Raw genomic sequence first — 26,264 nt, 5'->3', positions numbered from 1 at the left:
TCCTAATGTTTAAAGTGTCGTATTCCCGTAAATACCATTGCCACGTCGTGATGGTTGCAGAAGTCAATACTCTCTTGGTCTTTAACAGAGCCTCCAGGTTGAATTACGTCCTTAATACCCTCATTGTAAGCGATTTCTACGCAATCAGGGAAAGGGAAGAAGGCATCGCTTGCCATTACAGCCCCACGAAGGTCGGCTTTAAACTCCTTAGCCTTTTCAATAGCCTGCTTTAAGGCATCAACACGGCTGGTTTGCCCTACCCCGCTGGCGATGAGTTGCTTATCCTTAGCCAGCACAATGGTGTTGGACTTGCTGTGTTTGCATATCTTTGAGGCAAAGAGCAGATCCTCCATAGCTTTGACAGTAGGCTTGGCAGATGTTACATAAGTAATGTCCTCTTCCTTATCTGTCTTTAGGTCTTTTTCCTGCACGAGATAGCCATTCAGGCAAGAGCGTAGGCTCATTTTAGGCAAGTCAGCCGAACGCTTCACAAGGATAATGCGGTTCTTCTTTTGCTCTAAGATGGTGAGAGCCTCATCGCTATACGAAGGGGCGATAATCACCTCAAAGAAAAGCGGGTGAATGAGCTCTGCAGTAGCTGAGTCTATCTTCGTATTGGAGATGAGTATTCCCCCAAAAGCTGACACAGGGTCGCCTGCAAGTGTCGCTTGGTAAGCCTCAGCGATTGTCTTTCGAGTAGCCACTCCACAGGCATTGTTGTGTTTGAGAATTGCAAAGGTAGGGTCATCGTGGCTGAACTCTGCCATTAAGTTTACAGCTGCATCTATATCAAGCAAGTTGTTGTAAGAGAGTTCCTTGCCGTGCATCTTCTTGAAGAGAGCGTTGAGGTTGCCATAGTACTCGCCCTTCTGGTGGGGGTTCTCACCGTAGCGGAGCACTTGCCCCTCGCTCTCGCTAATCTTAAGGCAAGGTATTTGCTCCTTTTGGTTAAAATAGTTGAATATCGCCGTGTCGTAATGTGAAGAGACTGCAAAAGCCTCAGCTGCAAAGTGGCGACGCTCTTCAAGGGTAGTAGCCCCGTGTTGCTCTACTAATATATTCAAGAGGGCATCATACTGATTCACAGAGGAAATACACAGCACATCGGCAAAATTCTTAGCGGCTGCCCGTATGAGCGAGATGCCGCCTATATCAATCTTCTCAATGATTTCAGCCTCACTTGCCCCTGAGTGCACGGTCTTTTCAAATGGATACAAATCTACAATTACAATGTCAATCTGTGGAATGGTATATTGCTTCATCTCCTCTACATCATTATCGTTGTCTTGACGGTTGAGAATACCGCCAAAGATTTTAGGGTGCAGCGTCTTCACTCGCCCTCCTAAAATAGAGGGATAATCGGTAACACTCTCCACGGGAATAACCTCAACTCCGAGATTTTTAAGAAAACTTTCAGTACCGCCAGTAGAGTAAATAGTGATGCCTAAAGTTTTCATTCTGTGCACAATAGGTTCTAAACCTGTCTTGTCAAAGACAGATATCAATGCAGATTTTGCTTGTTTTGTAGTGCTCATTTGAAATAAATGTCTTAATTTTGGCTACAAAAATAATACTTTTTTACGAGATAACGCCTATAAAGTTTAAAAAAAATTACAGCCATCGCTTATGTTTATTTATTTACAACTACTTAAAGAGAGCTTTAACTTCGCCATCAAATCCTTGCGCGATAATAAGCTGCGCACTGTCCTTTCGCTACTGGGGGTAACGGTGGGCATCTTCTCCATCATCTCAGTGCTCGCTGCGGTGGATTCACTCAACAAGATGATCCAAGACCAGCTCTCGGGCTTGGATAAGAATATGATCACCCTCTGCAAATTCTCCTTCGCCCCTACGGATGTGCCTCAGTGGAAGCGCTTTCAGTTTCCGCAAGTTACCTACCAAGAGTTTGAGCAGTTGCAACGCGAAATGACCAACACAGAGGTAGTGGTTTACCAAATATTTGGTGTAAATAGTAGCTTAAAATACGGTGGGAAAACCATAGAAAATGTTTCGGTAGAAGCCGTGAGTGCAGGGGTGGAAATGCTCAATGACATTAAGATCGCCAAAGGGCGTTTCTTTACGGATACAGAAGCCAATACAGGCAGTGCAGTGATTGTACTTGGACACAATATCGCACAGCAACTCTTTGGCAGTGAAGAGCCTCTGGACAAAGAAATACGTGCCTTTGGTCGCAAGATGCGGGTCGTAGGGGTACTGAAACGTTACGGTGATATGGGCGATGATACCGATGAGAAGGCCTATACAGACGCCAACTTTGTGCGTACGTTTATCCCCACAGGTCCCAATGGTTACCCTGCCGCCGTTACCTTTAAACCCAAGAAGGGCACCGATGCCATCGCCTACGAGGAGACCCTCCGCGCACGCGTCCGCACAATGCGAGGCTTAAAACCTGAACAGATCGACAACTTCTTCCTCAACAAAGTCTCTTCCTTTACCGATATGATCGATGAGACCATCAGTATGATGAACCTCATCGGTTGGATTATAGGGGGCTTCTCTATCCTTGTGGGAGGCTTTGGCATTGCTAACATTATGTTCGTAAGCGTCAAAGAACGTACGAACCTCATCGGCGTACAAAAATCGCTCGGGGCAAAGAACCAATTTATTCTCTTCCAATTCCTCTTTGAGGCAGTGCTCTTGGCAATCATTGGGGGCTTAGCTGGGCTCCTATTGGTATGGTTGCTCACCTTTGCACTCTCGGGCATCAGCGAGACCTTCCATTTTATCCTTTCCTTTAAGAACATCGCCATAGGGCTGGGCATTTCCTTTGTCGTAGGGCTACTCTCGGGTATTATCCCCGCCTCGTCAGCCGCACGCCTCAACCCCGTAGAAGCCATTAGAACAGGACAATAATATATGAAAAACCTTTACGCACTCGTAGGGCGCAACATCGCCTATTCATTCTCAAGAGCCTACTTCGCTGAAAAGTTTCAACGCGAAGGGCTTGCCGATTGTCAGTATGTCAATTTTGATATTCAGCGCATTGAAGAATTACCTGCGCTCATCGCCGCACACCCTCATCTCAGGGGCTTTAATGTTACCATTCCTTATAAGCGTGATATACTGCCGTTGCTTAGCTCTATTGATCCTGTGGCAGAGGCTATTGGGGCGGTAAATACCGTAAAAATAACCCCCGAAGGTTTAGTGGGCTACAACACCGATGCCTATGGCTTTGCCGAAAGCCTGAAACCACTGCTCAAACCGCAGCACACCCACGCCCTTATTTTAGGTACAGGAGGAGCTTCGCAGGCAGTGGCTTATGTGCTCAAAAGTTTAGGTATCGCTTACCGCTTTGTATCGCGCACACCTCACCTTGGGCAGTTTGCCTACACCGACCTCAACGGTTCCTTACTCAAAAAATATACTCTAATTATCAATTGCACCCCGCTGGGTACTTTTCCTAACACAGAAGCCTGTCCACCGCTGCCTTACCAGCACCTCACTGAGGCACACCTATTGTATGACCTCATTTACAACCCTGAAAAAACGACATTCTTACAGAAAGGAGCTGCAAAAGGAGCACACATCTGCAACGGTCAGCAAATGCTTGAACTTCAAGCCGAAGCTGCTTGGGGAATATGGAGACAACCCTGAGGAAAAACAACATAATCCAACGTAATGTCCGTAGGTGACATCACTGCACTCATATCGTCCTCAGGAGGAAAAAAAGAAAGCCCCACCTTCAAAGTCTCATCCTTACATTCTGATAGAAAGCGGTCGTAGTAGCCCCCGCCGTAGCCTACGCGGTTTCCTTGACGGTCATAAGCCAGTAGTGGCACAAATACTACCTCTATCGCATTAGGGGGTACTTCAATACCTCCATCGGGCTCAGCAATGCCCCAGCTATTGAGGCGCAGGAGCGTCTGCTCTGTCAGCAAGATACTGCTAAGGCGCTTCTCTTTAGTGTGCATCTTAGGCACTACCACATTTTTATCCTTCCCGTAGAGAATATCCAAGAGGTACTCCGTATTGATCTCGCCCAGTCGCTCCACTGTCAAGAAGATGTGGTAAGTACTCTTATCCCATATTGGCAGAGTGAGCAGGCGATTAGCGATTTGCATACTTAGGTTATCGCGCTGCTCTTGCGTAAGAGCCAAACGCAACTGCATATAGTGCTTGCGTAGTTCTTTTTTAGTCATAAATGCGCTGGAAAAGAGTTATTTTATCAAGATAGCCTCCATTTCTTCATAGGAACCGTTGTAGATGTTCAAATCTATCTTCACTTTTGCACCAGGGCTGATGCCATTCTCAGTGAACTGCCACATCTGCCACTTAAAGATAGTGGTCGGTACCTCTACATTGTTGTAATTAGCCACCCAAAAAGGATATTTCTTGAACTTCTGAGAGAGATAATCCTCGTAGAAGCTGATATAAGTGTAAATAATAGGCTTGCGTTTGTATTTCTGCTCTACTATGTCAAGCCACTTTTGTATATCCGCCAAGAAAGCCTCTGTTGATTTCTTCTTAGGCAACTTCTCCACATCTAAGATAGGAGGCAAATCGCCCTTCTCCAATTGAGCATTCTTCAGATAAGAGCGCGCCTGTAGCTCTGGGTCTTCATCGGGGCGGTAATAGTGGTAAGCCCCCCTGATAAGGGTGTGTTGCTTAGCCTCCTTCCAGAAGTAGGTAAAGTTCTTATCACTGCCATCATTGCCCATCGTAGCGCGAAATACAGCAAACTGCAAAGGGTATTTATGTTCATTCACCTTTATATGTAGGCTATCCCAGATGATTTCCCCTTTATCTTGGTAATGCGATAGGTCAATACCGAGTATCTTATCCGAGTGGAGACTGACGATGCGCTCAATGCGTTGGCTCTCGTAAGTAGTATTGATCTTGCGAGAAGAAATCTTATTGAGAATCTTTTGGTACATTGCTGGGTAATAAGTCCGTATGTACAAAGCTCCTCCTACGCCTACAACAAAAATGCACAGAAAGAAGCCCCACAGGAAACTTTTCCAATGCGAACCTCCTTTGTGCGCAGAGCGGCGTTGCTTTGATGATTTTCTTCTCATACGGCAAAAGTACAAAAAAAACTTAGATGTACCAAAAATAATGCGATAAACTTTCTATTTCTTTATAAAACCACCCTACGGATACAGCAGGTATTTCTTTCTCACTTCCTTGAATTTCTCTATGTCTTTCTGCCACGAAGCCCTAATCTCTTGTTCGCTTTTACCATCGATGAGCTGCTGTTTCAGGGCGGGAGTGCCTGCTATTTTATTGAAAGAAGCGGTGAAGAACGCCATCTTCACACCCTTGCTCTGCTCGTAGGCTTTCTTGAGCCACGAGAGGTTAAGTGCTGAAAGGCGGACACTGCTGCTGAGGTCTTCACCATAGCATAGTTTGCCGTTGAACTTAGGGTTCTTATCGCCCGCATTAGGCTGGGGTGTAAAGCTAAAATCGGTCTTCTCAAGATAGGGTGAGCCGTAAATCTGGAACTGCTTATCAGTGCCACGACCCATACTCACCTCAGTGCCTTCAAAGAAACACAGGCTTGGGTAAAGGTTGATAGCCACATCGTTAGGTAGGTTAGGCGAGGGCTTTACAGGCAGATGGTAAGCCTTCTGGTGGGTGTAGTGCGCCAGCGGAATGACCTTCAAGTCGCTTTTAGCACGCTGAGCGAGCCATCCCTCACCGTTGATCATCTGTGCGTACTCGCCGATGGTCATTCCGTAGACCACAGGCACAGGGTGCATCCCTATAAAGCTCTGGCACGAAGGCTCCAATACCGCTCCATCGATGTAATGCCCATTAGGGTTAGGACGGTCGAGCACAATAAGCGGAATGTGTTGCTCCGCACAGGCTTCCATCACATAGTGAAGTGTAGAGATATACGTGTAGAAGCGCGCCCCAACGTCCTGCAAGTCAAAGAGCACCAAGTCGATCCCCTTGAGCTGCTCTGCCGTGGGCTTCTTGTTCTTGCCATAGAGGGAGATAATCGGCAAGCCCGTACGCGCATCCTTACCATCTTTCACCACCTCGCCCGCATCGGCATCGCCACGGAAGCCGTGTTCAGGGGCAAAAACCTTCGTGAGCTTCACCTTCTTCGCCAGCAGCGTATCCACCAAGTGAACCAGCGAGCCGTCTTTGCGCTCCACCACACCCGTTTGATTGGTAACTACAGCGACGTTTTTATCGCGTAAATCTTTGATGTAAAGGTACATTCTGTTTGCCGCAGGAATAATCTCTTTCTGCTGACTTTCAGTCTTTTGAGTCATAGAGCTACGATGCTCTTGTCCATTATTTTTGCACGAAAGCAGTGCAATTAATAAAAAAAGTGTAACTTTGGCACCTCTAAACTCGCATATCGATTTGAACTTTGAATATTTCATAGCAAAACGCGTTATATTTAATAGCGGGGGCAAAAGTACAATTTCTTCGCCAATTATCAAAATGGCAATCACAGCTATTGCCGTCGGTGTGGTGGTGATGCTCATTGCCATTGCCACAGGCGTAGGCTTGCAACAGAAGATCAGAGAGAAGCTCGTCGTCTTCCACGGGCATATACAGATCTTCAATTACGACAACAACGCCTCTGAGGTATCCATCAAGCCCATATCCCTTGAGCAGCCCTTTTATCCACAGTTTAAGGATGTTCCCGCTGTAAAGCACATACAAGCCGTAGCCACCAAAGGAGGTATCCTCCGCACGCCCACCACTTACGAGGCTATCTTAGCCAAGGGCGTCGGCAAGGACTACGATTGGCACCTCTTGCAGGACTTCATCACCGAAGGGCGCATCCCCGACTTTACCACAGACGAAATCAGCAACGAAGTGCTCATATCCACCTACTTAGCCAACCGTTTGGGCTTAAAGCTCGGCGACAGATGTCAAGCTATTTTCCTCAAGGACGAAAGCGCACAAGTGCCCTCGCAGCGCAGTTTCGTGATTGTTGGGCTTTACAACAGCGGCTTTCAGGAGTTCGACGCCTCATACCTCTTCGTCGATCTCCGACAGATACAGCACATCAATAAGTGGAAAGCCGATGAGATCGGTACTTTCGAGCTCTTTATCGACGACTTCAACCACATTACCGAGGTAGGCAATGAGGTATACGCCCGCACCAACTCGCACCTCGATTCGCAAACCATCTTGCAGAAATATCCCTTTATCTTCGAGTGGCTCAGTATGTTCGATTTCAATATATACCTGATTATCGGCATAATGCTCATCGTGGGCGTCTTTAATATGATCACTGCCCTGCTGGTGCTCATCTTAGAGAAAACCCCGATGGTTGGCACCCTCAAAAGCCTCGGTGCTGCCGACCGCAGCATACGCAACATCTTCCTTTACAATGCCACATACATCATCACTTTGGGCTTACTTTGGGGCAATGGCATTGGCTTTGCGCTGCTTTGGCTACAACAGCAATACGGCATAGTGAAGTTAGACCCCGCCACCTACTACGTCAGTCAGGTGCCTATTGCCATTCCGTGGGTAGGCGCCCTGCTGGTAAACGTAGGCGTGCTAGTCGTATGCCTATTGATGCTCCTATTGCCATCCTTTGTCATTGCCAAAATATCCCCTACCAAAGCAATGAAATTCGACTAACAAAACAGCACTACGACCCTCAAAGCTCATACCCCACACCTCAGACCTTCAGCGCTATAGCAGTACACAACTAATTGGCTGTCGCCCTGCGACCCCTCATACCTCATACCCCGCACCTCACACCTTCAACGCTGTAGCAGTGCACAACTAATTGGCTGTCGTCCTACGACCCTCAGACCTTCAGTGCTGTGATATACTTATCGATATACAGCTCCTTTTCCTTCGACTTATACTGCTGGATATAGCGCGGATGTTCCAGCACCACCATCTGACCGAATAGCGATGCCTCCTTGTTGAGCTTTGCGATAAAATCCGCATTCTTCTTCCCTAAGATATACACCTTTGCCGTATCCAAGCCCAGCGTAATATGCTTGCGGAGCGTCTCAATCATATAGGGGCGTACACTGGCAAACAGCGCATTATCGTCGTAGTAATTAGCGTTGAGCCAATTGCCATCGCTGCCCCTACGCACGATTGCCAGCGGGAAAGGCGAGTTGATATAAAAATCCTTATAAAACGCTGCGACCCCACCATAAGCGGCAATCATCTCATACAAAAACACCGACGACACCTCGTGCGTATGGGCGGAGTGCATCACAATGCCACAGGCACTCTCAAGGCGCTTCGTATCCGTAAAAGGTACCCCCGTAACGCCCGCCCCGTTCCTACTCGGGTTGATGCCAATGATAAACCTCCGCGGGGCGTTGTCGCTGTAAAAACGCTCGTAGAACGCCCGCATCACCTGCATTGTCTCAGGGTTATCCACATACGGATTGAGCACCGCAAAGCCCTCGGGCAGTGCCTCGTCGTATCTCAAATGGCGATTAAAGTCAATCACCCTTTCACCAAAAGTAGCTTTCATCAACTTCTATTTTAGGCAGCAAAGATACATCTTTACCCTCAAATAGCCAACCCTTGCCCACAGAAAAATTTTCTTTCGGACTCATCTCGAACACTGCTCGAACACATCTCGAACACATCTCCCACCTTTTTAGGCTCCCCTAAAATCTAATAAAGGGTATATTTTTGGTAAATAGTACTAAAAAATAGGTATTTAGTGGAAAACCTCGTAGTGTCATCCAAGGTGCTTTTACCACTTGGTAGGAGCCCACAGCATTTTACCTTCCTTTATCACAGAAAAATTCTTTTGCAAGAGGGGTAAAGGGGGCTCATCAATTTCCACAACAGTGTCTTAGCCAACGGCAATGCAGGCTGTATCGGTTGCGTTTGTAAAGATGAAGATAAAGGCAAAGGTTTCTCAGCGGGCAACTTCAAGAGCTTTGAGGATTTAGACCGCTTTGATATCGACTTCTTCTGCCACGAACTCGGTCACCAGATGGGTGCCAACCACACTCACAATCTGCAGATTGAAGGCTATGGCGTGCAGATTGAGCCTGGTAGTGGTTCTACCATTATGGGCTATGCAGGTATCACAGGGGCGAATGACGTGCAATCGCGTACCGACCCTTACTTTAACCATATCAGCGTAAAGCAGATCGTTGATTACATCAAAACGCAAAAATGCCCTACTACCAAGGATCTTATTAATACCCCTCCTGAGATAGACCCTCTGAAAGGTTATACCATCCCCAAAGGTACCGCCTATGTGCTTAAGGGGTCAGCTACCGATGCAGATAATGATAAGCTCTATTACACTTGGGAGCAGTCCGATGATTTGGGGAGCATCACTGCCGATCGCTTCTCACCTAATAATACAAGGTGACCGATAGCGCGCTCTGTCTCTTCTACAACCACCCCAGTGCGCTACATACCCCGTATGTCGCGCATCTTAGAGGGTAGGCTTACTGAGAGTGCCCCTAATAGGCGTTCCTTTTGGGAAACCGTCTCCAACGTCAGGCGAAAACTACACTGGTCGTTGATGGCGCTCGACAGAAAAGTAGGTGAGAACGACGACCAACTGACAGGTAGCACCAGCTATGCCACTGTAGAAATTGATGTGGAAAGCGGTGCAGGACCTTTCGAGGTGACTTCACAGACTGAAAAATCCTATTGGTTCATCGGTAAATCGCAAACCATCAAATGGAGTGTAGCCAATACCGATAAAGCCCCTATCAATGCCGATAAGGTGAACATCCTCTTCTCTACTGATGACGGCGCTACCTTTAGCCATACCCTTGCCTCAGGCGTCCCCAATAACGGGGCTTACACCTTTACTGTCGATGCCTCGCTCACTACCGATAAGGGGCGTATCCTCATTGAGCCCACTAACAATATCTTCTTAGCCGTCAATATGGGCAGTATCATTGTAAGAGATGACGCTGACTTAGATGGCGACGGAGTAAAAGACAGTCAGGACAACTGTATTGAGACCCCTAACCCCGACCAAAAGGATACCGATGGCGACGGACTTGGCGACCTCTGTGATGAGGATACCGATGGCGACGGGGTGCCTAATGATCGCGACAACTGCCCGAACAATTACAATCCTGACCAAGCAGATGCCGACCGCGATGGCATAGGCGACGCCTGCGACCCTGATAAGGATGGCGACAGCATTGACAACGATAAGGACGACGAGTTCGACAAGGTGCTCATCCCTAACGCGTTCAGCCCTAATGGCGACGGCATTAACGATACGTTCAACATCCGCCGCATCACTCTCTACAGAAAGAACGTCTTGCAGATATTCACCCGTGAAGGGCAACTCATCTACGAGTCGCACGGCTATAAGAACAAATGGGGAGGCATTGGCAACGACGGACAGAAAGTGCCGCGTGGCTTCTATCGCTATAAATTAACTTTACCAGAAATCAAAGAAACCAAAGAAGGTTGGATATACATTAATTATTAAACTATTATGAATAAGATATACATTTTACTTTCAGCGGTGTTATTTTGTGCTTACAGCCATATAATGCAAGCGCAGAATATGAATTACGTTGATTATATTTTCTATACTGAAACCCAGAACCTCATCAATCCTGCCGCCGTAGGGGGTGAAAAAGGACATACTATTATGCTCAATCTGCGCAATCAATGGCTGCAGTCCTATGACTCTGATGCCCCCCAAGTGCAGAGTCTAATTACTACCTATAGGCTTACCAAGCGCATTGGGCTGGGAGTTTCTGTGGTGAATAACAAAGTCTTCATTCAGCGAGAAACAGCCTTCCTTGCCGACTTCTCTTACTCCATTCCATTGAATGAAACCTCCGAAATCTACTTAGGGCTCAAGGCAGGAGGCAACCTGTTCAACCTCGATGGCAGTCGCATCAAGACTTACAACGAAAAAGGGCAGTACGACCCACTCCTCAATGGCTACTCAGGGCGTTTTCAGCCTAATGTAGGGGCTGGAGTATATTACAAAACGGATCGTTTCTACGTCGGGTTATCGGCACCCAACCTCTTAGCTTCTGATGTAGTAAAGAAGAAAGATGGGATTGTCACTTCCGTAGCCGAACAGATGTACTTCTATGCACTTGGTGGTTATTACCTCCCCATCACTCAGGATATAACCCTTTGCCCTTCAATGCAAGCCTATCTCGCTAAGGATACGCATTATCAAGTCTGCGCAACTGCTGCAGCCCTCTATCGCGATTTCTTAGAGGTGGGTATTGGCTACCGCACTGAAACAGTGATGAATGGCTATGCGATGTTCAAGGCTCCCGACTGGCACTTATCAGTAGGGTATGGCTTTGAGACCAACGAGATCCCAACCTGAGCAGTAGCGTTCACAATATCCACGAGTTTATGGTACGATTTAATTGGTAAATAAAATTTTTAGGAAATATTTTGTCTATTTAAAACATTTGCCTTACCTTTGCCCCCAGTAACCATTAAAAACAAAGTGAGTATGCAGACTTTTTTACCTAATATGTTTTATTATGGGTTTCCTGTGGTGCTACTCAGTACGGTAGATAGTGAAGGAAACCAGGATGTTACACCTGTATCTTGCACTTGGACGCTGGGCAATAATGCCGTGATCGGGTTGGTGAGGCTCAACCAAGCCTATGAGAATGTAAAGCAAGTGCCTGAGGCGGTGTTCAACTTGCCGACAGCTACAATGTGGCAGCAGGTGGAGGGCATTGCGCGCTATACGGGGAAGAACCCTGTCCCTGAACAGAAAGCAGCTAAATACACTTATACGGACAATAAGTTTGCCATTGGAGGTTTTACTACCTTGCCCTCTGAGAAGGTGAAACCTTTGCGCATTGCTGAGTGCCCCATACAGGCGGAAGCTGAGGTGTTGCGCATCAACGAGCGCGACAGCTATGCCATTGTAGAACTGAGGTTCTTGACGGTGCACGTGGCGGACGATCTGGTAATGGAGGGCAATAAGATCAACCCTGAAAGGTGGCATCCATTGATATACAATTTTAAGAACTATCAGGAAGTAGGTGCACTATTGGGAAAGAATTTCAGTATCAAATGAGTTATCCCAGATATACATATAAAGCTGGGAAATACCTAACTTCTTTTGAATTTGTGAGTGTTGGGAAGAGAGGGAGTATAAAAAAAGTGGTGGGGTATGCGCCTATGTCTAATCCAAGGATATATAATTTAGGTTTTGGGGATTGGAATGAAGAAACACAAGAGGTTGATGATAGTAATGGAGATATGGTAAAGGTATTATCAACAGTTGTAGCAACAATGTATGAGTTTACAGAGGTATATCCTGAGATAGCTGTATATGCAACGGGTAGTAATGAAACTCGAACAAGGCTTTATCGTATCAATATAGCAAAACACTTAGCAATATTGCAACAGGATTTTTATGTCTATGGACAGAATAGTGATGGCTCTTTTGAGACTTTTGAAGTGAATAAAGAATATATAGGATTTATGGTAAAAAGAAAATGATATGACAGTAGGTAAAGCAGCAATAGAAATAGAAGGGGCTGATATTCAGTACAGTGAATTTTTAGATTCCTTGAAAGAGAAACTTGGTAGGAGCAATCTTTTTCCAAAGAAATTAGCTTTGGCAGAAGAGCAGTTGCGTAATGCTGTACTTCCTTGGGAAACAAAAGAAAAACCTAAAGGTGTAGGCAAAAAGCGTGTAAAGGAATAGTAATTTATTTAATTTTACGATATGAAAAAGATCAATAGAAAAGTGATGGTGCTCTCAGCAGCTTGTCTTTTAGCGGCTTGTGGCACTAAGAAACCAGTAAGTACAACCACTCCAACAATTACAGAAACAGTGAGTACAACAACAGAAATGACCACTCCTGAGAAGGGCTTAGACCTCTCGGCGATGGACCCCAGTGTGCGTCCGCAGGACGACTTCTACAACTATGTGAACGGCGGCTGGATGAAGACCGCTAAAATACCAGCAGACAAACCGCGATGGGGTGCCTTTGATATGCTCCGCGAGGAAACCGATAAGCACTGCTTGCTTATCTTGGACGAAATCCTTAAGGAGAACTACCCCACAGGCACCGAAGGGCAGAAGATTAAAGACCTCTACGCTTCGTATATCGACTGGGATAAGCGTAATGCTGAGGGCTTAAAGCCTATTGCGGCGCGCTTGGCAGCTATTGAGAAGATTAAGACACTCTCTGACCTGCAAGCCTATCTCGAAAAGACGACTCCACAAGGTGGCAACCCTATCTGTGGCTGGGGTGTATATGCCGATATGAAGAACTCTTCACAGAATGCTGTTTATCTCGGTGCTTTCGACTTGGGTATGGGGCGTGATTACTACCAGAAAGAAAGCAAGGAAAATGCAGAGGCATTGGCTAAGTATCAAGAGTTTGTAGCCGATATATTCAAAGTGCTCAAAGACCCTAAGGCAACACAAAAGGCTAAGCAAATTGTAGACTTTGAGCGCAGTGTGGCAAAGCTAATGCTCACCAATGAGGAAGATCGCGACCCTAACCTGAGCTATAATCCTCAGACAATGGCAGAACTTAAAAAACTCGTAAAGAGCCTTAATATCCCTGCTTATTTAGAGAAAGTAGGTGTAAAGACTGACAAAGTAGTGGTAGGTGAAATACGCCTCTATAAGGAGTACGACAAGTTTATCAATAAGAAGAATTTGCCCCTGCTGAGAGATTATCTGCGTTACACCCTTGTAGCAAATAATACAGGTAGCCTCAACAAAGAACTTGATGAGCTTTCGTTTGAGTTCTACAACAAATACCTACGCGGGCAGCAAGAGCAACGCGCAATGAACAAACGCGCTTTAGACCTTATCAACGGCATACTTGGGGAGGCTTTCGGGAAGCTCTATGTTGAAAAATATTTCCCTGCACAAGCTAAAGAAGAAATGGTAGAGCTCATTGGTTACCTTAAGAAGAGCTTTGCACAACATATCAATGACTTGACTTGGATGTCTGCTGAAACAAAGGAAAAGGCTTTGGCTAAGTTAGATAAATTCAAGGTGAAAGTAGGCTATCCCGACAAGTGGAAGGACTACTCTAAGCTCACCATCTTGCCTGCAAGCGAAACGGTGTATTACGATAATCTGCAACAAGTGATCAAATGGGCATACCAGCGCAAGCTTGATAAGGTGGGCAAGCCTGTGGATAAGAGCGAGTGGGAGATGAGTCCGCAAACCGTCAATGCGTATTACAATCCGCTCAACAACGAGATTGTATTCCCTGCGGCGATACTCCAACGCCCATTCTTTAGCTTTGAGGCCGACCCTGCGGTGAACTTCGGCGGTATCGGTGCCGTAATTGGTCACGAAATGACCCACGGCTTTGACGATAGCGGGGCTGAGTTCGATGCTGAGGGTAACTTGAAGAATTGGTGGACTGCTGCCGATAAAGAGAACTTTAAGAAGGTTACTAAAGCCTTAGCAGAACAATACGACAAGTACGAGCCTGTAAAAGGCGTATTCGTAAACGGTACCTTTACTAGTGGTGAGAACATCGCCGACCTCGGTGGGGTAAACATAGCTTTCGATGCGTTGCAGATGTACTTAAAGGATAAGGGAGCGGTAGATAAAATCAGCGACCTTACCCAAGACCAACGCTTCTTCATCTCTTGGGGAACCGTATGGCGTACGCTCTCTACGGAGAAATACCTCATCAACCAAACCAAGACCGACCCGCACACACCAGGGTATTACCGTGCTTTCGGTCCTGTGGTGAATGTGGATGCTTGGTACAAAGCCTTTGACGTAAAAGAAGGCGATAAGCTCTACAAAGCCCCTGAGCAAAGGGTGAAGATATGGTAAGATAAATACATACAAACATACAAAAGAGGCTGCCCGACTTTTCAGGCAGCCTCTTTTTATTATCCATAAACTCACTCAAGGAATTACCTCAGCACATACCACCGCTTTGATAGTTACCCCCACTAAGCCGTGCATCCCGATGCTTTGCCCTGTCAGGTACAAGTTTTTGATGTGCGTCTGGGGCATAATAACACTTTCCATTATACGGTCAGCGTTCTTCTGATAGCCGTAGATAGCCCCCGTAGGGTTGCCAATATAGTCGCGGTAGGTCAGTGGGGTAGAGGTATAGCTATAGGCTATTGCCTCGCGCAGGGTGGGGTATTTCTCGCAAACTACTGCCAACAATGCCTCAGCCTTAGCTGCCTTAAATGCCTCATACTCCTCAGTGCGATCGTTAGGGGCGTTCTTCGTGTTAAAGGTATCTGCCCACGGTGCTACCTCTTCAGGCGACATATAGGTAAGGATTGTAGCATTATCGCTGTAGCCATCCTCTTCACGTGGTGGACTCATAGAGAGCATATAGGTGTGGGGTGCTGCTCCTGCCTCGGGATATGTGCGGTATACGCTTGCCTCGTCGCTGAACCAATACACATTATAAGGCAGATACGGAAAGCTCTTGGGCTTCAAAACCAAGTGCAGTGAGAAGACCGATGCCACAGGTTGTAAGCGCATCACCCGATTGTAGAACGAGGGCTTAAAAGGAGTTTTGCCCGTAAGCTGCAACAATGCCTTGATGTCGATAGCCGATACAAAACTATCTGCTTCAAATACAGCGTTATCTGCGCTTATAGCCCCTGTAATAGAATGCTGTGTATCAAGCTGAAAACCCGTAATCTCAGTGTTCTTAAAGAGCTCTACCCTCAGTTTTCTCAGTTGCTTTATGAGCAAGTTGGTGATCTGCGAGCCCCCTTTTTTGAGTCGCCACGCACTTTGTATATACGAATTGACGCTTAGGGCGTGCACATAGAGCGGCGTTTGCTCACTCACCCCCGCATAAAGGAAGTTCGACCCTAAGAGTACTGCCTTTAATCGCTCGTTGGTAGTGATGGCATCTAAGAAGGGCAATAACTTACGCGAGAGCAGGTCTATATCATAACGCTCCGTCTCTCTCCTGTTGCGATACAGTGGGAAACGGTCGCATACGGCTTGCATCTCCTCAGCATAACGCCTGAGAGCAGTCTCCTCCTCAGGGAAATATACCAGCAATTGCCGTATAAAATTCTCATAACCCTGTGCGTGCGGATACTCAATAGCAGGTGTATCGCCAAAGCAAATACGGTCATAAGCATCAGTATTGAGCCTTTCGAGGGTTAAATCCTCCATAATACCCACCTCTTTGAAGTAGTTATAGAGCACTTCTCCCTCGGCGAGGCTCCCCAGATAGTGCACCCCCGTATCAAAAAGCACCTTATTACGCGAAAAGGTCTGTAAGTTACCCCCATATTGATTGTTTTTCTCTACAATAGCCACCTTCTTACCCCTCTTTGCCAACAATAAAGCGGTATACAAGCCCGAAAGCCCACTGCCTATAACAATTGTATCATAACGATTCATACGCTGATTTACTTCTCTGGCTGCAAAGATAGTGTTTTCTAGGAAAAGAACTGAAAAATAGCCTCTATAAATTTGTTGTTGCTTCGTTATTGCTTCGTTGTTGCATTACCTATGCTTTATCCTTACTTTATCGTTGCTTTTTGTTGCTTTATGTTAGGTTAGTGAGTAGTCTATTTATAATATATGTGGTGATGATGAATATATACTTAGTAATGAATGACTTAACTATATTATACAATTCTGGTGAAAAAAATGGCAGAATATTTGCAAAGCTTGCGAAAAATACGTTATTTTGCACTCTGAATGAATCGCTACAATGTTGTATATATGGAAATAACAGAACAAAAGATTGAAGAGCTGGCTCCCAATGCCGAAGCCGCTAAGAAAGGGCGTGAGCTCGAGAAGAAAAAGAAGTTTGTGAACCTGAAAATCAGTGCTGAGGGCGACCTGATTTGGGGCGAATGTGCGGGGAGCGGCAAGAACCCCTACTACTGCTCGGTGGACTTTAAGGATGCGTATAACCCCATATCGCGCTGCAATTGCCCCAGTAGGCAGTTCCCTTGCAAGCACGGCTTGGGGCTGCTATATTGCTATGCGGCTGATGCATCGCAATTTACGGTAGGTGAAGTGCCTGAGGATATACTCTCTAAGCGCGAGAAGATAGAGAAGAAGCAGGAGAAGAAAGCGCAAGAGAAGGAGAGCATCAAGGAGAAAGCCGAGAAGCCTAAGAAGGTGAATGTGGCGGCTCTCACTAAGAAGATTGACGCGCAGCTCTCAGGGATTGCCATTGCCCAAAAGCTCTTGCAGGACATCGTGCACACGGGGTTATCGTCTATTGATGCCAAGCTGCGCAAAACGCTCAGTGAGCAGGTGAAGGAGCTGGGCAATTACTACATCGGCGGGATACAAACGGCGTTCAACAAGTTGCTATTGCTCTTAGAGGAAGTAAAGGGCGAGGAGTACACCCCTGTGGTGGATCAGCTCAACTACATTGGGGCCTTGCTCAAAAAGGCAACGGATTACCTCACCGCACGCAAGGAAGACCCACAGTCGCCGCCCGAGCTCAATTCAGCCATTGAGGAGCAAATAGGCACGGTGTGGAAGCTCGTAGAGCTGATGCAGAACGGGCTATACGAGGAGAATGCGGAGCTATTGCAACTGTCGTTCAACAGCTTGGACAAGGCGGCGCGCCGTGAGTTTGTAGACGAGGGGATATGGCTGAACCTCAAATCAGGGCGTATCTTCAAGACGCTGAACTATCGCCCCTATAAGGCAGCGAAGTATGTAAAGGAGGACAATAGCGTGTTTAACGTACTCTGCTTGAAGGATTTGTACCTCTACCCTGGAGATCAGAATCCGCGTATACGCTGGGAGGCTGAGGCTGCCTCAGAGCGCAAGGTAGGGGCTGAGGATTTGGCAAAGGTGCATCAGTTTGCCTCTGCGAACTTTGCGGAGACCATCAAGTCGGCAAAGAACACGATGAAGAACCCGCTAATGGATAAGAACCCTGTGGTGCTGCTTGCCTTGCACAAGGCTTATCGCTTTGGTGAGGACTTGGTGGTGGAAGACAAGCACGGCAATGCGCTTACCCTCCGCGACCTCAGTGATGCCCCTGTGGCGAGCACTATCGCCCTGAAGGCTATCCTCCCCGCTGATGCACAGGGGCTTGCCCTCACAGTGATGCTGCACAACGATGTCGCCAGCGGACTGCTATCGGGACAACCGCTGTCGCTCATCACTAAGGAGAAGATAGTGAGGTTGTTGTATTAGAGGTCTGAGGTTTGGGGTCTGAGGTCTGAGGACAGGATGAGAACAATATATGGGTTTAACTTTTGAATGATAACAAATATGGATACAGAAAGAAATACTTATGGTGAGGTGTCCACTTCAAATGAAGCTTCTCCTTGCTGTGTAGCGGAGGCTGCGGCTACGTACGAGGTGGGTATACCTTATGCCCACAAGTTGATTATTGATGAGCGGTTAAAGGAGTTGGAGAAAGACCCTACCAGAGGGATACCTCTTGAGGAAGCTGCAAGAATGATAGAGGAAAAATATGGTATACGAAGTAATTTTAGACCCGCTGGCTTCTGATGAATGGATAGCTATCCTAAGTAGATATAATGCTATACGAGAGGGCTTAGGCACTGAGGCGTATGATGAGGTGAAGGTCTATTTATTTGCTTTGGCTGAGGATGCTTTCTTGTATCAGAAGCGTTATGGTGAGGTAAGAGTCTCGTTTACAAAGCGTTTTCATTTTGCTATTTACTATGTCATACGAGAAACAGATGTGTATGTGATTGCTGTAAAGCATCAGAGGGAAGACCCTGATGCCGTACTGTGGCGCGCAAAGAACAAATAATAAGAATGAAACAGTTATACGAATTACAACAAGAGATCAACCGCTTGTTTATAGCGGGGAGTAAGTTTGCGGGGGGCGACCCGCGTTTGGCAAAACACGTGCCTGTGCTCAAGAAGTTGGGCGAAAAAGCTCCTGTATTTGCTAAGATAGCCAGCGATGTGGAGGCACTATTGCAGGCAGCGGCTAAGGAGTCGGCAGAGAGGCTGCTGGCGGTATCAACGTTGCTCTATTCCGTGCTCTATACGCAGGGCAAAACCACTGAGGAGGGCACGGGTGAGGCGAAAGTAACCCCACAGGAGCCTAATGTAGCCCTCGCACAGGTGAACACCGCCTACTCCTATTTGCAGCTCAAGCCTGTGATGCAGGCACTCACCGAGAGCAAGTCGGGGCGATTGGAGGTGCTGAAAGAGGCGCAAGAGCGCGGTCTCTTTGCCGACTCACGTACGTTTGCCTACCTGAGCAAGGGCTTGGGCGATAAGTACGGCGAGCTGGCGGACTATGTGGAGCAAGAGATTATCCCGAGCTTGGGGACAGGTATGCTGCCCTTCCTCGTGCAGGATTTTGCCTTTGAGGATAGTACGCAAAACGTGAGACGCCTCAGGCTGTTGCAGCACTTTAATTATGAGGGCTTGAAGGCGATTGAGGACAAGGTGTTTGAGGAGAATTTGCCTAACTTGCAAGCTGCCGCACTCACTTCTATTGTAGCACGCGGAGGGGCGGAGGTAGAGGCACTTATTATCTCTCTGACGGGCGATAAGAACAAAACGGTACGTGGGGCAGCTTATAAGGCATTGGCGAAGTTGGGCACGGATACGGCGATTGATAAGCTGTATGAGGTGTATAGCAAGAATAAGAAAAAGAGCGATACGGAACTATTGGCAGCGGCGATAGGTTCGGTAGCCTTGCCGAGGCACTATAAGGCATTTTTGCAGACGCTGGAGGCGCACTTTGATGCGTTTATGGCAATGGATAAGAGCGACCAAAAGAAGGTAGGCACTGCCCTTGATAACTTTCAGGAAGAGCTGCCACTGCTCAAAGGCAAAGACTATGCAGAGGTATACGACTTTATCGCCAAACTCTACACTACCCAAGACTTTTGGAACTTCCAAAGGAGGGAATACGGCTATAGAATCGTAATGTATATCCGTGAGATATTAGGCAGCCTTGACGCTAAGAAAGTGCTCGCCTTCTACGAGCAGCATCTATCAGAGTTGCCAAAGCTCAATGAGTACTTCAATCCATTATCGCAATACCTTGAAAAAGCCGCAACAGTATACAGCAAAGAGCAGCTATTTGACTCCTTTAGCAAATACTTAAATAATGGCTTACAGCTGGAGCATTTCTACAATGTCTTTACCAATGGGCACGCTAATTACTATTACGACCTTGCACAAGTGGAGGTATATAAAGAGCGCATCGACCCGCGCTGGGCGTATAAGTTCGTAAACTACATTAAGAACTTTAACAAGTACGACTACACCTACCTCCACACAATGGTGATGCTTGAGGCGATAGACCCTAAGCGTGAGGAAGTGTTGGAGATGCTGCTATTCTTATTGCCCAAGGTGCCGCTGGATAGCCGAGAGCCGTATTACCAAATGCTCTTAAAGCAAGAAACCCCAGAGAAGTACGCCCTCATTTACGAGGCAATAGAGAAGACGCCTAAGAACAACTACTACGCCCCCAGCCTCTACAAACGGCTGATAGAGAAAGGCTTCTTTACGACTTTCCCCAAAGAGTATGCCGAGAAGCTCAACACCTTAGCCGAAAGCAGGAAAGAAGAGATATTTGAGAAGATAGCGAGGGAGATAAAATAGAGAGTAAAGAGTAAAGAGAGCACCCATTAAAGGCACTGAAAAGTGTGTAAAATGGGTGCTTTTTTGATGCTTTATAATTCGTTGATATTTCGGGGGTTGTATGCTAAACCTAATACTAACCTAATACTATGGTAATACTATATTGGGACTTTAATACGTAGTGAACGGCGTATGAACCCTATGTGAACCGCATATCAACGCTATATCAACAGTATCAACGCAGGGGCAGGGAGGCGGAGATCAAGGGGCAGGAGAGGAGAAAATTATTCATTGTACATTATTCATTATTCATTAAAAAGTCGTACCTTTGCCGTCTGATTTAGCATATAATCCTCAATGAAAGAGACTAAAAAGAAAACTAAGAAAGACAATAAACTCACTGATATACAACCTTCTAAACCACTCCTTACCGATGTAGAATACATCGAAGTACAGGGCGCACGGGTACATAATCTTAAAAATATAGACGTCAATATCCCGCGTGAGCAGCTCGTGGTGTTCACAGGGCTCTCGGGCAGTGGGAAGTCCTCTCTGGCATTTGATACCATCTATGCAGAGGGGCAACGCCGCTATATCGAGACGTTCTCGGCGTATGCACGGCAGTTCCTCGGCGGATTAGAACGCCCCGATGTAGACAAGATTGATGGGCTCTCCCCCGTGATTGCCATTGAGCAGAAGACCACCTCGAAATCGCCGCGCTCTACGGTGGGCACCGTAACGGAGATTTACGACTTCTTGCGCCTCCTTTTTGCGCGCGCCTCAGATGCCTTCAGCTACGTTACGGGCGAGAAGATGGTCAGCTATAGCGATGCCCAAATACAGACGCTTATCACCGAGCAGTACGCAGGCAAGCGCATCAATGTGCTCGCCCCCGTAGTGCAATCGCGCAAGGGACACTATCGCGAACTCTTTGAGCAGATCGCTAAACAGGGCTTCGTAAAGGTGCGTACCGATGGGGTGATACAAGACATTGAGCGCGGTATGAAACTCGACCGCTACAAAACCCACGACATTGAGATTGTGGTAGATAGGCTACAAGTGGGCACTACTGAGGAAGACCAAAAGCGGCTGCAAGAAACCATACAAATCGCTATGAACTACGGCAATGAGGTGCTGATGGTGCTTGCGGAAGGCGAGACGAAACCTCAGTATTTTAGCCGTACGCTGATGTGCCCCACCTCAGGGATTTCCTACCCTATGCCCGAGCCGAACACCTTTTCGTTCAACTCCCCCAAAGGAATGTGCCCCCATTGCAACGGCTTGGGTGAGATACAGGAGGTAAACCTTTCCAAGATTATCCCAGACGACAGCCTTTCTATCAAGAATGGTGGGATATTGCCCATAGGTGAACAGAAGAATACCTGGATATTCAAGCAATTGGAGACTATCGTGCAGAAATTTGGCTGCAAACTCTCCGATCCGATTAAGAAGTTGCCCAAGGAGGCAATAGATATTATCCTTTACGGGGGTAAAGACAAGTACGCTGTAAAATCGGAAGTATTGGGCGTTACCCGCAATTTTGAGATAGATTTCGAGGGCATCATCAGCTTTATTGAGAGCCAATACGAGCAGAGCGATTCTACTTCCGTAAAGCGTTGGGCAACAGACTTTATGGATACCATTCCCTGCCCAGAGTGCAAGGGCACGCGGCTGAGGAAGGAAGCCCTTTACTTCAAGATTGCTGATAAGAACATCGCAGAGCTTTCCGCTTTCGATATTGCCGAGCTATTGGTGTGGTTCAAGGCATTGCCTGAGCAGCTGAGCCCTAAGCAGTGGCAAATCGCAGAAGAGGTAGTCAAAGAAATCACAACGCGACTGCAATTCTTAGTAGATGTAGGGCTTACCTATTTGGCATTGGGGCGCGGCTCTAAGACGCTTTCGGGCGGTGAGGCACAGCGCATACGGCTCGCTACACAGATAGGCTCACAGCTCACGGGCGTGCTCTACATCTTAGACGAACCCAGCATCGGGCTACACCAAAGAGACAACAAGCGACTTATTAATTCCCTCAAATCACTACGCGACATCGGCAACTCCGTGATCGTAGTAGAACACGATGAGGAGATGATTACCGAGGCTGATTATGTAATTGATATTGGTCCCAAAGCAGGGGTAAGTGGCGGTGAGATTATCTTCGAAGGAACGCCCGCCGAGCTACTCCAAGCCGATACCACCACTGCGGATTACATCAGCAAACGCAAGGCGATAGCCCCAGGCGAACGCCGCAAAGGCAATGGCAAGAGCATAGTGCTCAAAGGCTGTACGGGCAATAACCTCAAGAACGTTACAGTAGAGTTCCCTCTCGGGGTGATGATAGGCGTAACAGGTGTATCGGGCAGCGGTAAATCCACCCTTATCAACGAGACCCTTTACCCCATACTCAATGCCCATTTCTTCAACGCCGTAAAGAAGCCGATGCCCTACAAGAGCATCGAAGGCTTAGAGCATATCGATAAGGTTATCGATATCGACCAATCGCCCATTGGTCGCACGCCGCGCTCCAACCCAGCGACTTACACAGGGGTATTTAGCGAGATACGCTCCCTTTTCACCCAAACCCCCGAGGCGATGATACGGGGCTATAAACCAGGGCGATTCAGCTTTAATGTAAAGGGCGGCCGTTGCGAGACCTGCGAAGGCTCAGGCCTGAAACTCATCGAGATGAACTTTCTCCCCGATGTGTACGTCCCTTGTGAGACCTGCAAAGGCAAACGCTTCAACCGTGAGACTTTAGAGGTGCGCTACAAAGGCAAGTCCATAGCCGATGTGCTGGATATGACCATCAGCGAGGCCGTGCAGTTCTTTGAGCATATCCCCAAGATATATCGCAAACTCAAGACTATTGAGGAGGTCGGATTGGGGTATATCACACTCGGGCAACAGTCCACCACGCTATCAGGCGGAGAGGCACAGCGCGTAAAGCTCGCTACCGAACTCTCCAAGATAGATACGGGCAACACGTTTTACATCTTAGACGAGCCCACCACAGGGCTACACTTTGAAGACGTAAAAGTGCTCTTAGACGTCCTCGACCGCCTTGTGGACAAAGGCAACACCGTGCTGGTGATAGAGCACAACTTAGATGTGATAAGGAAAGTAGACTACATCATTGATATAGGCTATGAAGGAGGCAAAGGCGGCGGCAAGGTAGTAGCCACAGGCACCCCTGAGGAAGTCGCCAAGAATAAAAAGAGTTACACCGCTGAATTTTTGAGATGAGGGGGTAATATTTATATGAAAAAGGTTCGGGTAAATATACTCTTTTAGTTAAAAAGTAGTGTTTTGTTTGGAGGTAATTTATTTTTTTATACCTTTGCCGAGAAATTAAAATTAATTAATAACATTATGAACAGTAAAGTTACTTCAATTGTTAGTTACTTTTCCCTTATTGGGTGGTTAATTGCATTTTTTGCAGGAACAAAAGATGAGAAATCTGTGTATCATCTTAGACAGAGTTTTGGATTGATCGTCGCAAATTTTGTATTAGTTGTTCTATATAGAATACTTGCAAGAGTATCTGAAAGCTTAGGATTTGTAGTAGGCTTATTGGCTCTTGTACTATTTGTGTTCTGGATCATCGGTTTGATCAATGCAATAAATCAAAATCAAAAACCAATTCCACTTATAGGGAAGTATTTCGAAGGGATTACTTCTATTAAATAAGTTGGGATCACTTATTTGTAAAAAGGAAAGGGCGGAAAGAATATTCTTTCCGCCCTTTCCTTTTTTATGATTATCGTAAAATTGTTTGGGTTCTATCAGGTCCTACCGATACGAGTGTGATAGGTACCTCTAAATTCTTTTCTAAGAACTCGATGTAGCTTAAAAGTTCCTTGGGTAGCTGTTCGTACTGCTTGATGGAGGTTAAGTCTTGCTTCCAACCTTTCATTTCAGTGTAGATAGGTGTCACATTTTGCTCTTCGATATTGTAGGGAAGGTGGGTGATTTCCTCTCCTTGATACGAATAGGAAGTGCACACCTTGATAGTGTCGAAGCCACTTAGTACATCAGCTTTCATCATCATTAATTGGGTTACTCCGCTTATTTGTACAGCGTATTTTAGTGCGACTAAGTCGAGCCAACCACAACGACGGCGTCTACCAGTTGTTGCCCCAAATTCTCGACCTATTTGGGTCATTTTCTCGCCTATTTCATCGAATAGTTCAGTTGGGAAAGGACCGCTTCCTACACGGGTGGTATAGGCTTTAAAAATACCGAAAACTTCCCCGATATGGCAAGGAGCTACCCCCAAGCCAGTGCAGGCACCTGCAGCAGTCGTATTGGAAGAAGTAACAAAAGGATACGTACCAAAATCAATGTCGAGCAAAGAACCTTGAGCACCTTCGGCTAAAACTTTCTTACCAGCTTTAATTGCTTGATAAAGATACTCTTCACTATCGATGAGGGAGAAGGTTTTCAGCTGAGCGATAGCTTCAAAGAATTCACTTTCGAGCTCAGCGAGATTATATTGAATATCGACATTGTAGTGGGAAAGCATTTCCACGTGTTTGTTAGCCAGATTGCGATAGCGCTCTTCAAAATCATTGAGCTCAATGTCGCCCACACGCAGACCGTTACGCCCTGTTTTATCCATATAAGTAGGTCCGATGCCTTTGAGGGTTGAACCTATCTTAGCCTTCCCTTTTGAGGCTTCGGAAGCAGCATCGAGCAAACGGTGAGTAGGTAGAATCAGGTGGGCTTTGCGAGAAATCACCAAGCGTTCTTTGATATTACTGATGTACTTTGCCAGTTCGTCGACTTCCTTTTTAAAGATAATTGGGTCAATGACCACCCCATTACCAACAACGTTGATAGCACTTGGGTGGAAGATACCCGAAGGTATGGTGTGCAATACGTGCTTTATTCCGTCGAATTCGAGAGTATGCCCCGCATTAGGTCCTCCTTGAAAACGAGCGATCACATCATATTTCTGGGTAAGCACATCTACAATTTTTCCCTTTCCTTCGTCTCCCCATTGGAGTCCTAATAATAAATCTACTGCCATTTCCTTAGTTCTTTATTGGTTATCCTCTGCTTTTTCCTTTTTACGAGTGCCATAGAAGTAAAGCGAGTGCGCTGTGATGTCAATGTTAAACACCTCTTCTATGGTTTTCTGTATACCTTGGATTCTCGGATCGCAGAACTCAACTACTTCGCCTGTATCAGTGAGGATAACGTGGTCGTGTTGCTTATCAAAGTACGATTTCTCGTAGTACGCTTGGTTTTGTCCAAATTGGTGCTTGCGTACCAGCCCGCATTCGAGTAGCAACTCCATAGTGTTATAGAGTGTAGCTCGGCTGACGCGGTATTTCTTGTTTTTCATATTGATATAGAGTGTCTCTATATCAAAGTGGTCGTTATACTCGTAGATTTCCTTTACAATAGCATAGCGTTCAGGAGTTTTGCGATGCCCCTTGCTCTCTAAGTATTTGGTAAATACTTTCTTAACGATTTCTAGATTCTCTTCGGTAGTTTTATTCATAAAGTATTAATCTTTTTTCGAGCGACAAAGGTAATGTATTTTTTTTAGATGGCAAAATGTGATGTGTTTTTGTCAGTTTTTATTTGTATTTTTTGTATAGGGAGGGATAGAGGAAAATGCGCTGTATTCTTAAAAAATGTTAAAAAGTGAGCAACTCTCTAAATAGTTGTTAATCACATTACTGTAAAAAGTATTGAAATTTTTATTTCGTTTTTTTGTCAAAATGTTTGGTTTATCAAAAGTAATCTTTATCTTTGCGCAGTTTTTCTTACTAAAAATAGTAAGAAGGTTCAGGGCAAAGTGTTCTGAATATAATAAGAATTTTTTAACATTGTAATT

24 protein-coding genes are annotated in these 26,264 nt (G+C 46.3%); 16 read left to right on the top strand and 8 right to left on the bottom strand.

The genetic code is table 11. From position 1 onward, the window contains the following. Positions 1 to 2: 2 nt before the first annotated feature. The gene (gene purH, locus AXF12_RS09205) at positions 3 to 1,535 is read right to left on the bottom strand and encodes a bifunctional phosphoribosylaminoimidazolecarboxamide formyltransferase/IMP cyclohydrolase (RefSeq protein WP_066430506.1); all 1,533 of its coding nucleotides are present in this window, start codon (positions 1,533 to 1,535) and stop codon (positions 3 to 5) included. Between the two features lie 91 nt (positions 1,536 to 1,626). Here purH and AXF12_RS09200 point away from each other — a divergent pair, with 91 nt between their 5' ends. Further along, positions 1,627 to 2,874 (top strand): ABC transporter permease, encoded by a 1,248-nt coding sequence (locus AXF12_RS09200; protein ID WP_066430503.1) that lies wholly within the window; start codon positions 1,627 to 1,629, stop codon positions 2,872 to 2,874. A 3-nt stretch (positions 2,875 to 2,877) separates the two neighbouring features. Next, positions 2,878 to 3,615, top strand: a complete 738-nt coding sequence (locus AXF12_RS09195) for a shikimate dehydrogenase family protein (RefSeq protein ID WP_066430501.1) — start codon at positions 2,878 to 2,880, stop codon at positions 3,613 to 3,615. On the opposite strand, the gene AXF12_RS09190 is transcribed toward AXF12_RS09195, so the two are convergent. The 3 genes from AXF12_RS09190 to AXF12_RS09180 all read right to left on the bottom strand — a co-directional run bounded on the left by AXF12_RS09190 (position 3,576) and on the right by AXF12_RS09180 (position 6,356). Next, positions 3,576 to 4,160 (bottom strand): 5-formyltetrahydrofolate cyclo-ligase, encoded by a 585-nt coding sequence (locus AXF12_RS09190; protein WP_066430495.1) that lies wholly within the window; start codon positions 4,158 to 4,160, stop codon positions 3,576 to 3,578. The genes AXF12_RS09195 and AXF12_RS09190 overlap by 40 nt on opposite strands. An 18-nt stretch (positions 4,161 to 4,178) precedes the next feature. Then, a complete protein-coding gene (locus AXF12_RS09185; RefSeq protein ID WP_066430494.1) occupies positions 4,179 to 5,036 on the bottom strand; it encodes a GH25 family lysozyme in 858 nt (285 codons plus the stop codon). 75 nt (positions 5,037 to 5,111) lie between these two features. Then, complete coding sequence (locus AXF12_RS09180; protein ID WP_095114465.1) at positions 5,112 to 6,356, bottom strand: exo-beta-N-acetylmuramidase NamZ family protein; 1,245 nt, start codon at positions 6,354 to 6,356, stop codon at positions 5,112 to 5,114. A 61-nt stretch (positions 6,357 to 6,417) separates the two neighbouring features. On the opposite strand from AXF12_RS09180, the gene AXF12_RS09175 reads away from it, so the two are divergent. Then, the gene (locus AXF12_RS09175) at positions 6,418 to 7,575 is read left to right on the top strand and encodes an ABC transporter permease (protein ID WP_066430492.1); all 1,158 of its coding nucleotides are present in this window, start codon (positions 6,418 to 6,420) and stop codon (positions 7,573 to 7,575) included. Positions 7,576 to 7,747: 172 nt separating this feature from the next. Here AXF12_RS09175 and AXF12_RS09170 read toward each other — a convergent pair whose 3' ends face one another. Further along, positions 7,748 to 8,437 (bottom strand): SMUG2 DNA glycosylase family protein, encoded by a 690-nt coding sequence (locus AXF12_RS09170; protein WP_066430490.1) that lies wholly within the window; start codon positions 8,435 to 8,437, stop codon positions 7,748 to 7,750. Between the two features lie 309 nt (positions 8,438 to 8,746). Between AXF12_RS09170 and AXF12_RS12565 the strand changes: the two genes are divergently transcribed. The 7 genes from AXF12_RS12565 (at position 8,747) to AXF12_RS09135 (ending at position 14,713) form a co-directional block, all read left to right on the top strand. Beyond that, the gene (locus AXF12_RS12565; RefSeq protein ID WP_262482255.1) at positions 8,747 to 9,298 is read left to right on the top strand and encodes a reprolysin-like metallopeptidase; all 552 of its coding nucleotides are present in this window, start codon (positions 8,747 to 8,749) and stop codon (positions 9,296 to 9,298) included. A gap of 36 nt (positions 9,299 to 9,334) precedes the next feature. Then, positions 9,335 to 10,387 (top strand): T9SS type B sorting domain-containing protein, encoded by a 1,053-nt coding sequence (locus AXF12_RS12560; RefSeq protein WP_231909910.1) that lies wholly within the window; start codon positions 9,335 to 9,337, stop codon positions 10,385 to 10,387. Positions 10,388 to 10,393: 6 nt separating this feature from the next. Beyond that, the gene (locus tag AXF12_RS09155; protein WP_231909911.1) at positions 10,394 to 11,254 is read left to right on the top strand and encodes a PorP/SprF family type IX secretion system membrane protein; all 861 of its coding nucleotides are present in this window, start codon (positions 10,394 to 10,396) and stop codon (positions 11,252 to 11,254) included. 132 nt (positions 11,255 to 11,386) lie between these two features. Then, positions 11,387 to 11,965: a flavin reductase family protein gene (locus AXF12_RS09150; RefSeq protein WP_066430486.1), complete on the top strand. Its 579-nt coding sequence runs from the start codon at positions 11,387 to 11,389 to the stop codon at positions 11,963 to 11,965. After that, positions 11,962 to 12,393, top strand: a complete 432-nt coding sequence (locus AXF12_RS09145; protein WP_066430484.1) for a DUF6934 family protein — start codon at positions 11,962 to 11,964, stop codon at positions 12,391 to 12,393. The genes AXF12_RS09150 and AXF12_RS09145 overlap by 4 nt, the downstream gene beginning before the upstream one ends. A 1-nt stretch (position 12,394) precedes the next feature. Next, positions 12,395 to 12,601, top strand: coding sequence for a hypothetical protein (locus AXF12_RS09140; protein ID WP_066430476.1), 207 nt, complete (start codon positions 12,395 to 12,397; stop codon positions 12,599 to 12,601). 147 nt (positions 12,602 to 12,748) lie between these two features. After that, the gene (locus AXF12_RS09135) at positions 12,749 to 14,713 is read left to right on the top strand and encodes a M13 family metallopeptidase (protein WP_394336603.1); all 1,965 of its coding nucleotides are present in this window, start codon (positions 12,749 to 12,751) and stop codon (positions 14,711 to 14,713) included. 75 nt (positions 14,714 to 14,788) lie between these two features. On the opposite strand, the gene AXF12_RS09130 is transcribed toward AXF12_RS09135, so the two are convergent. Beyond that, on the bottom strand, positions 14,789 to 16,267 hold the full coding sequence (locus AXF12_RS09130; RefSeq protein WP_066430472.1) for a phytoene desaturase family protein: 1,479 nt from the start codon (positions 16,265 to 16,267) through the stop codon (positions 14,789 to 14,791). A 327-nt stretch (positions 16,268 to 16,594) separates the two neighbouring features. On the opposite strand from AXF12_RS09130, the gene AXF12_RS09125 reads away from it, so the two are divergent. From AXF12_RS09125 to AXF12_RS09100, 6 genes are all read left to right on the top strand, one after another. After that, positions 16,595 to 18,037 carry an SWIM zinc finger family protein gene (locus AXF12_RS09125; RefSeq protein ID WP_066431953.1) on the top strand — a complete coding sequence of 481 codons (1,443 nt, stop codon included), beginning with the start codon at positions 16,595 to 16,597 and terminating at the stop codon, positions 18,035 to 18,037. Positions 18,038 to 18,115: 78 nt separating this feature from the next. Then, positions 18,116 to 18,358 (top strand): addiction module protein, encoded by a 243-nt coding sequence (locus AXF12_RS09120; protein WP_066430470.1) that lies wholly within the window; start codon positions 18,116 to 18,118, stop codon positions 18,356 to 18,358. Next, positions 18,321 to 18,626 (top strand): hypothetical protein, encoded by a 306-nt coding sequence (locus AXF12_RS09115; RefSeq protein WP_066430468.1) that lies wholly within the window; start codon positions 18,321 to 18,323, stop codon positions 18,624 to 18,626. Before AXF12_RS09120 ends, AXF12_RS09115 begins: the two co-directional genes overlap by 38 nt. A 5-nt stretch (positions 18,627 to 18,631) precedes the next feature. Further along, positions 18,632 to 20,443: a HEAT repeat domain-containing protein gene (locus AXF12_RS09110; protein ID WP_066430467.1), complete on the top strand. Its 1,812-nt coding sequence runs from the start codon at positions 18,632 to 18,634 to the stop codon at positions 20,441 to 20,443. 336 nt (positions 20,444 to 20,779) lie between these two features. Further along, a complete protein-coding gene (uvrA, locus tag AXF12_RS09105; protein WP_082752987.1) occupies positions 20,780 to 23,662 on the top strand; it encodes an excinuclease ABC subunit UvrA in 2,883 nt (960 codons plus the stop codon). Positions 23,663 to 23,788: 126 nt separating this feature from the next. Then, a complete protein-coding gene (locus tag AXF12_RS09100; RefSeq protein WP_066430466.1) occupies positions 23,789 to 24,106 on the top strand; it encodes a hypothetical protein in 318 nt (105 codons plus the stop codon). A gap of 70 nt (positions 24,107 to 24,176) precedes the next feature. Here AXF12_RS09100 and AXF12_RS09095 read toward each other — a convergent pair whose 3' ends face one another. Together AXF12_RS09095 and AXF12_RS09090 are read right to left on the bottom strand one after the other, a co-directional pair. Then, positions 24,177 to 25,448, bottom strand: a complete 1,272-nt coding sequence (locus tag AXF12_RS09095; protein WP_066430464.1) for an adenylosuccinate synthase — start codon at positions 25,446 to 25,448, stop codon at positions 24,177 to 24,179. A gap of 12 nt (positions 25,449 to 25,460) precedes the next feature. Further along, positions 25,461 to 25,925 (bottom strand): Fur family transcriptional regulator, encoded by a 465-nt coding sequence (locus AXF12_RS09090; protein WP_066430458.1) that lies wholly within the window; start codon positions 25,923 to 25,925, stop codon positions 25,461 to 25,463. Positions 25,926 to 26,264: the final 339 nt, after the last annotated feature.

This window comes from Capnocytophaga haemolytica, from assembly GCF_001553545.1.
In the GTDB taxonomy this organism is placed as follows: domain Bacteria; phylum Bacteroidota; class Bacteroidia; order Flavobacteriales; family Flavobacteriaceae; genus Capnocytophaga; species Capnocytophaga haemolytica.
Note: the sequence above shows the minus strand (reverse complement) of the source record. Positions and strands in the feature narration are given on the sequence as shown.

Excerpts from the sequence above, each read along its gene's own strand:
- AXF12_RS09175 (WP_066430492.1), top strand. The coding sequence starts at position 6,418 with ATGGCAATCACAGCTATTGCCGTCGGTGTGGTGGTGATGCTCATTGCC.
- AXF12_RS09120 (WP_066430470.1), top strand. The coding sequence starts at position 18,116 with ATGGATACAGAAAGAAATACTTATGGTGAGGTGTCCACTTCAAATGAA.
- AXF12_RS09200 (WP_066430503.1), top strand. The coding sequence starts at position 1,627 with ATGTTTATTTATTTACAACTACTTAAAGAGAGCTTTAACTTCGCCATC.
- purH (WP_066430506.1), bottom strand. The coding sequence starts at position 1,535 with ATGAGCACTACAAAACAAGCAAAATCTGCATTGATATCTGTCTTTGAC.
- AXF12_RS09095 (WP_066430464.1), bottom strand. The coding sequence starts at position 25,448 with ATGGCAGTAGATTTATTATTAGGACTCCAATGGGGAGACGAAGGAAAG.
- AXF12_RS09115 (WP_066430468.1), top strand. The coding sequence starts at position 18,321 with ATGGTATACGAAGTAATTTTAGACCCGCTGGCTTCTGATGAATGGATA.
- AXF12_RS09155 (WP_231909911.1), top strand. The coding sequence starts at position 10,394 with ATGAATAAGATATACATTTTACTTTCAGCGGTGTTATTTTGTGCTTAC.
- AXF12_RS09195 (WP_066430501.1), top strand. The coding sequence starts at position 2,878 with ATGAAAAACCTTTACGCACTCGTAGGGCGCAACATCGCCTATTCATTC.
- AXF12_RS09090 (WP_066430458.1), bottom strand. The coding sequence starts at position 25,925 with ATGAATAAAACTACCGAAGAGAATCTAGAAATCGTTAAGAAAGTATTT.
- AXF12_RS09135 (WP_394336603.1), top strand. The coding sequence starts at position 12,749 with ATGACCACTCCTGAGAAGGGCTTAGACCTCTCGGCGATGGACCCCAGT.
- AXF12_RS09145 (WP_066430484.1), top strand. The coding sequence starts at position 11,962 with ATGAGTTATCCCAGATATACATATAAAGCTGGGAAATACCTAACTTCT.
- AXF12_RS09190 (WP_066430495.1), bottom strand. The coding sequence starts at position 4,160 with ATGACTAAAAAAGAACTACGCAAGCACTATATGCAGTTGCGTTTGGCT.
- AXF12_RS09185 (WP_066430494.1), bottom strand. The coding sequence starts at position 5,036 with ATGAGAAGAAAATCATCAAAGCAACGCCGCTCTGCGCACAAAGGAGGT.
- AXF12_RS09180 (WP_095114465.1), bottom strand. The coding sequence starts at position 6,356 with ATGAAATATTCAAAGTTCAAATCGATATGCGAGTTTAGAGGTGCCAAA.
- AXF12_RS09140 (WP_066430476.1), top strand. The coding sequence starts at position 12,395 with ATGACAGTAGGTAAAGCAGCAATAGAAATAGAAGGGGCTGATATTCAG.
- uvrA (WP_082752987.1), top strand. The coding sequence starts at position 20,780 with ATGAAAGAGACTAAAAAGAAAACTAAGAAAGACAATAAACTCACTGAT.
- AXF12_RS09100 (WP_066430466.1), top strand. The coding sequence starts at position 23,789 with ATGAACAGTAAAGTTACTTCAATTGTTAGTTACTTTTCCCTTATTGGG.
- AXF12_RS09170 (WP_066430490.1), bottom strand. The coding sequence starts at position 8,437 with ATGAAAGCTACTTTTGGTGAAAGGGTGATTGACTTTAATCGCCATTTG.
- AXF12_RS09110 (WP_066430467.1), top strand. The coding sequence starts at position 18,632 with ATGAAACAGTTATACGAATTACAACAAGAGATCAACCGCTTGTTTATA.
- AXF12_RS09150 (WP_066430486.1), top strand. The coding sequence starts at position 11,387 with ATGCAGACTTTTTTACCTAATATGTTTTATTATGGGTTTCCTGTGGTG.
- AXF12_RS09125 (WP_066431953.1), top strand. The coding sequence starts at position 16,595 with ATGGAAATAACAGAACAAAAGATTGAAGAGCTGGCTCCCAATGCCGAA.
- AXF12_RS09130 (WP_066430472.1), bottom strand. The coding sequence starts at position 16,267 with ATGAATCGTTATGATACAATTGTTATAGGCAGTGGGCTTTCGGGCTTG.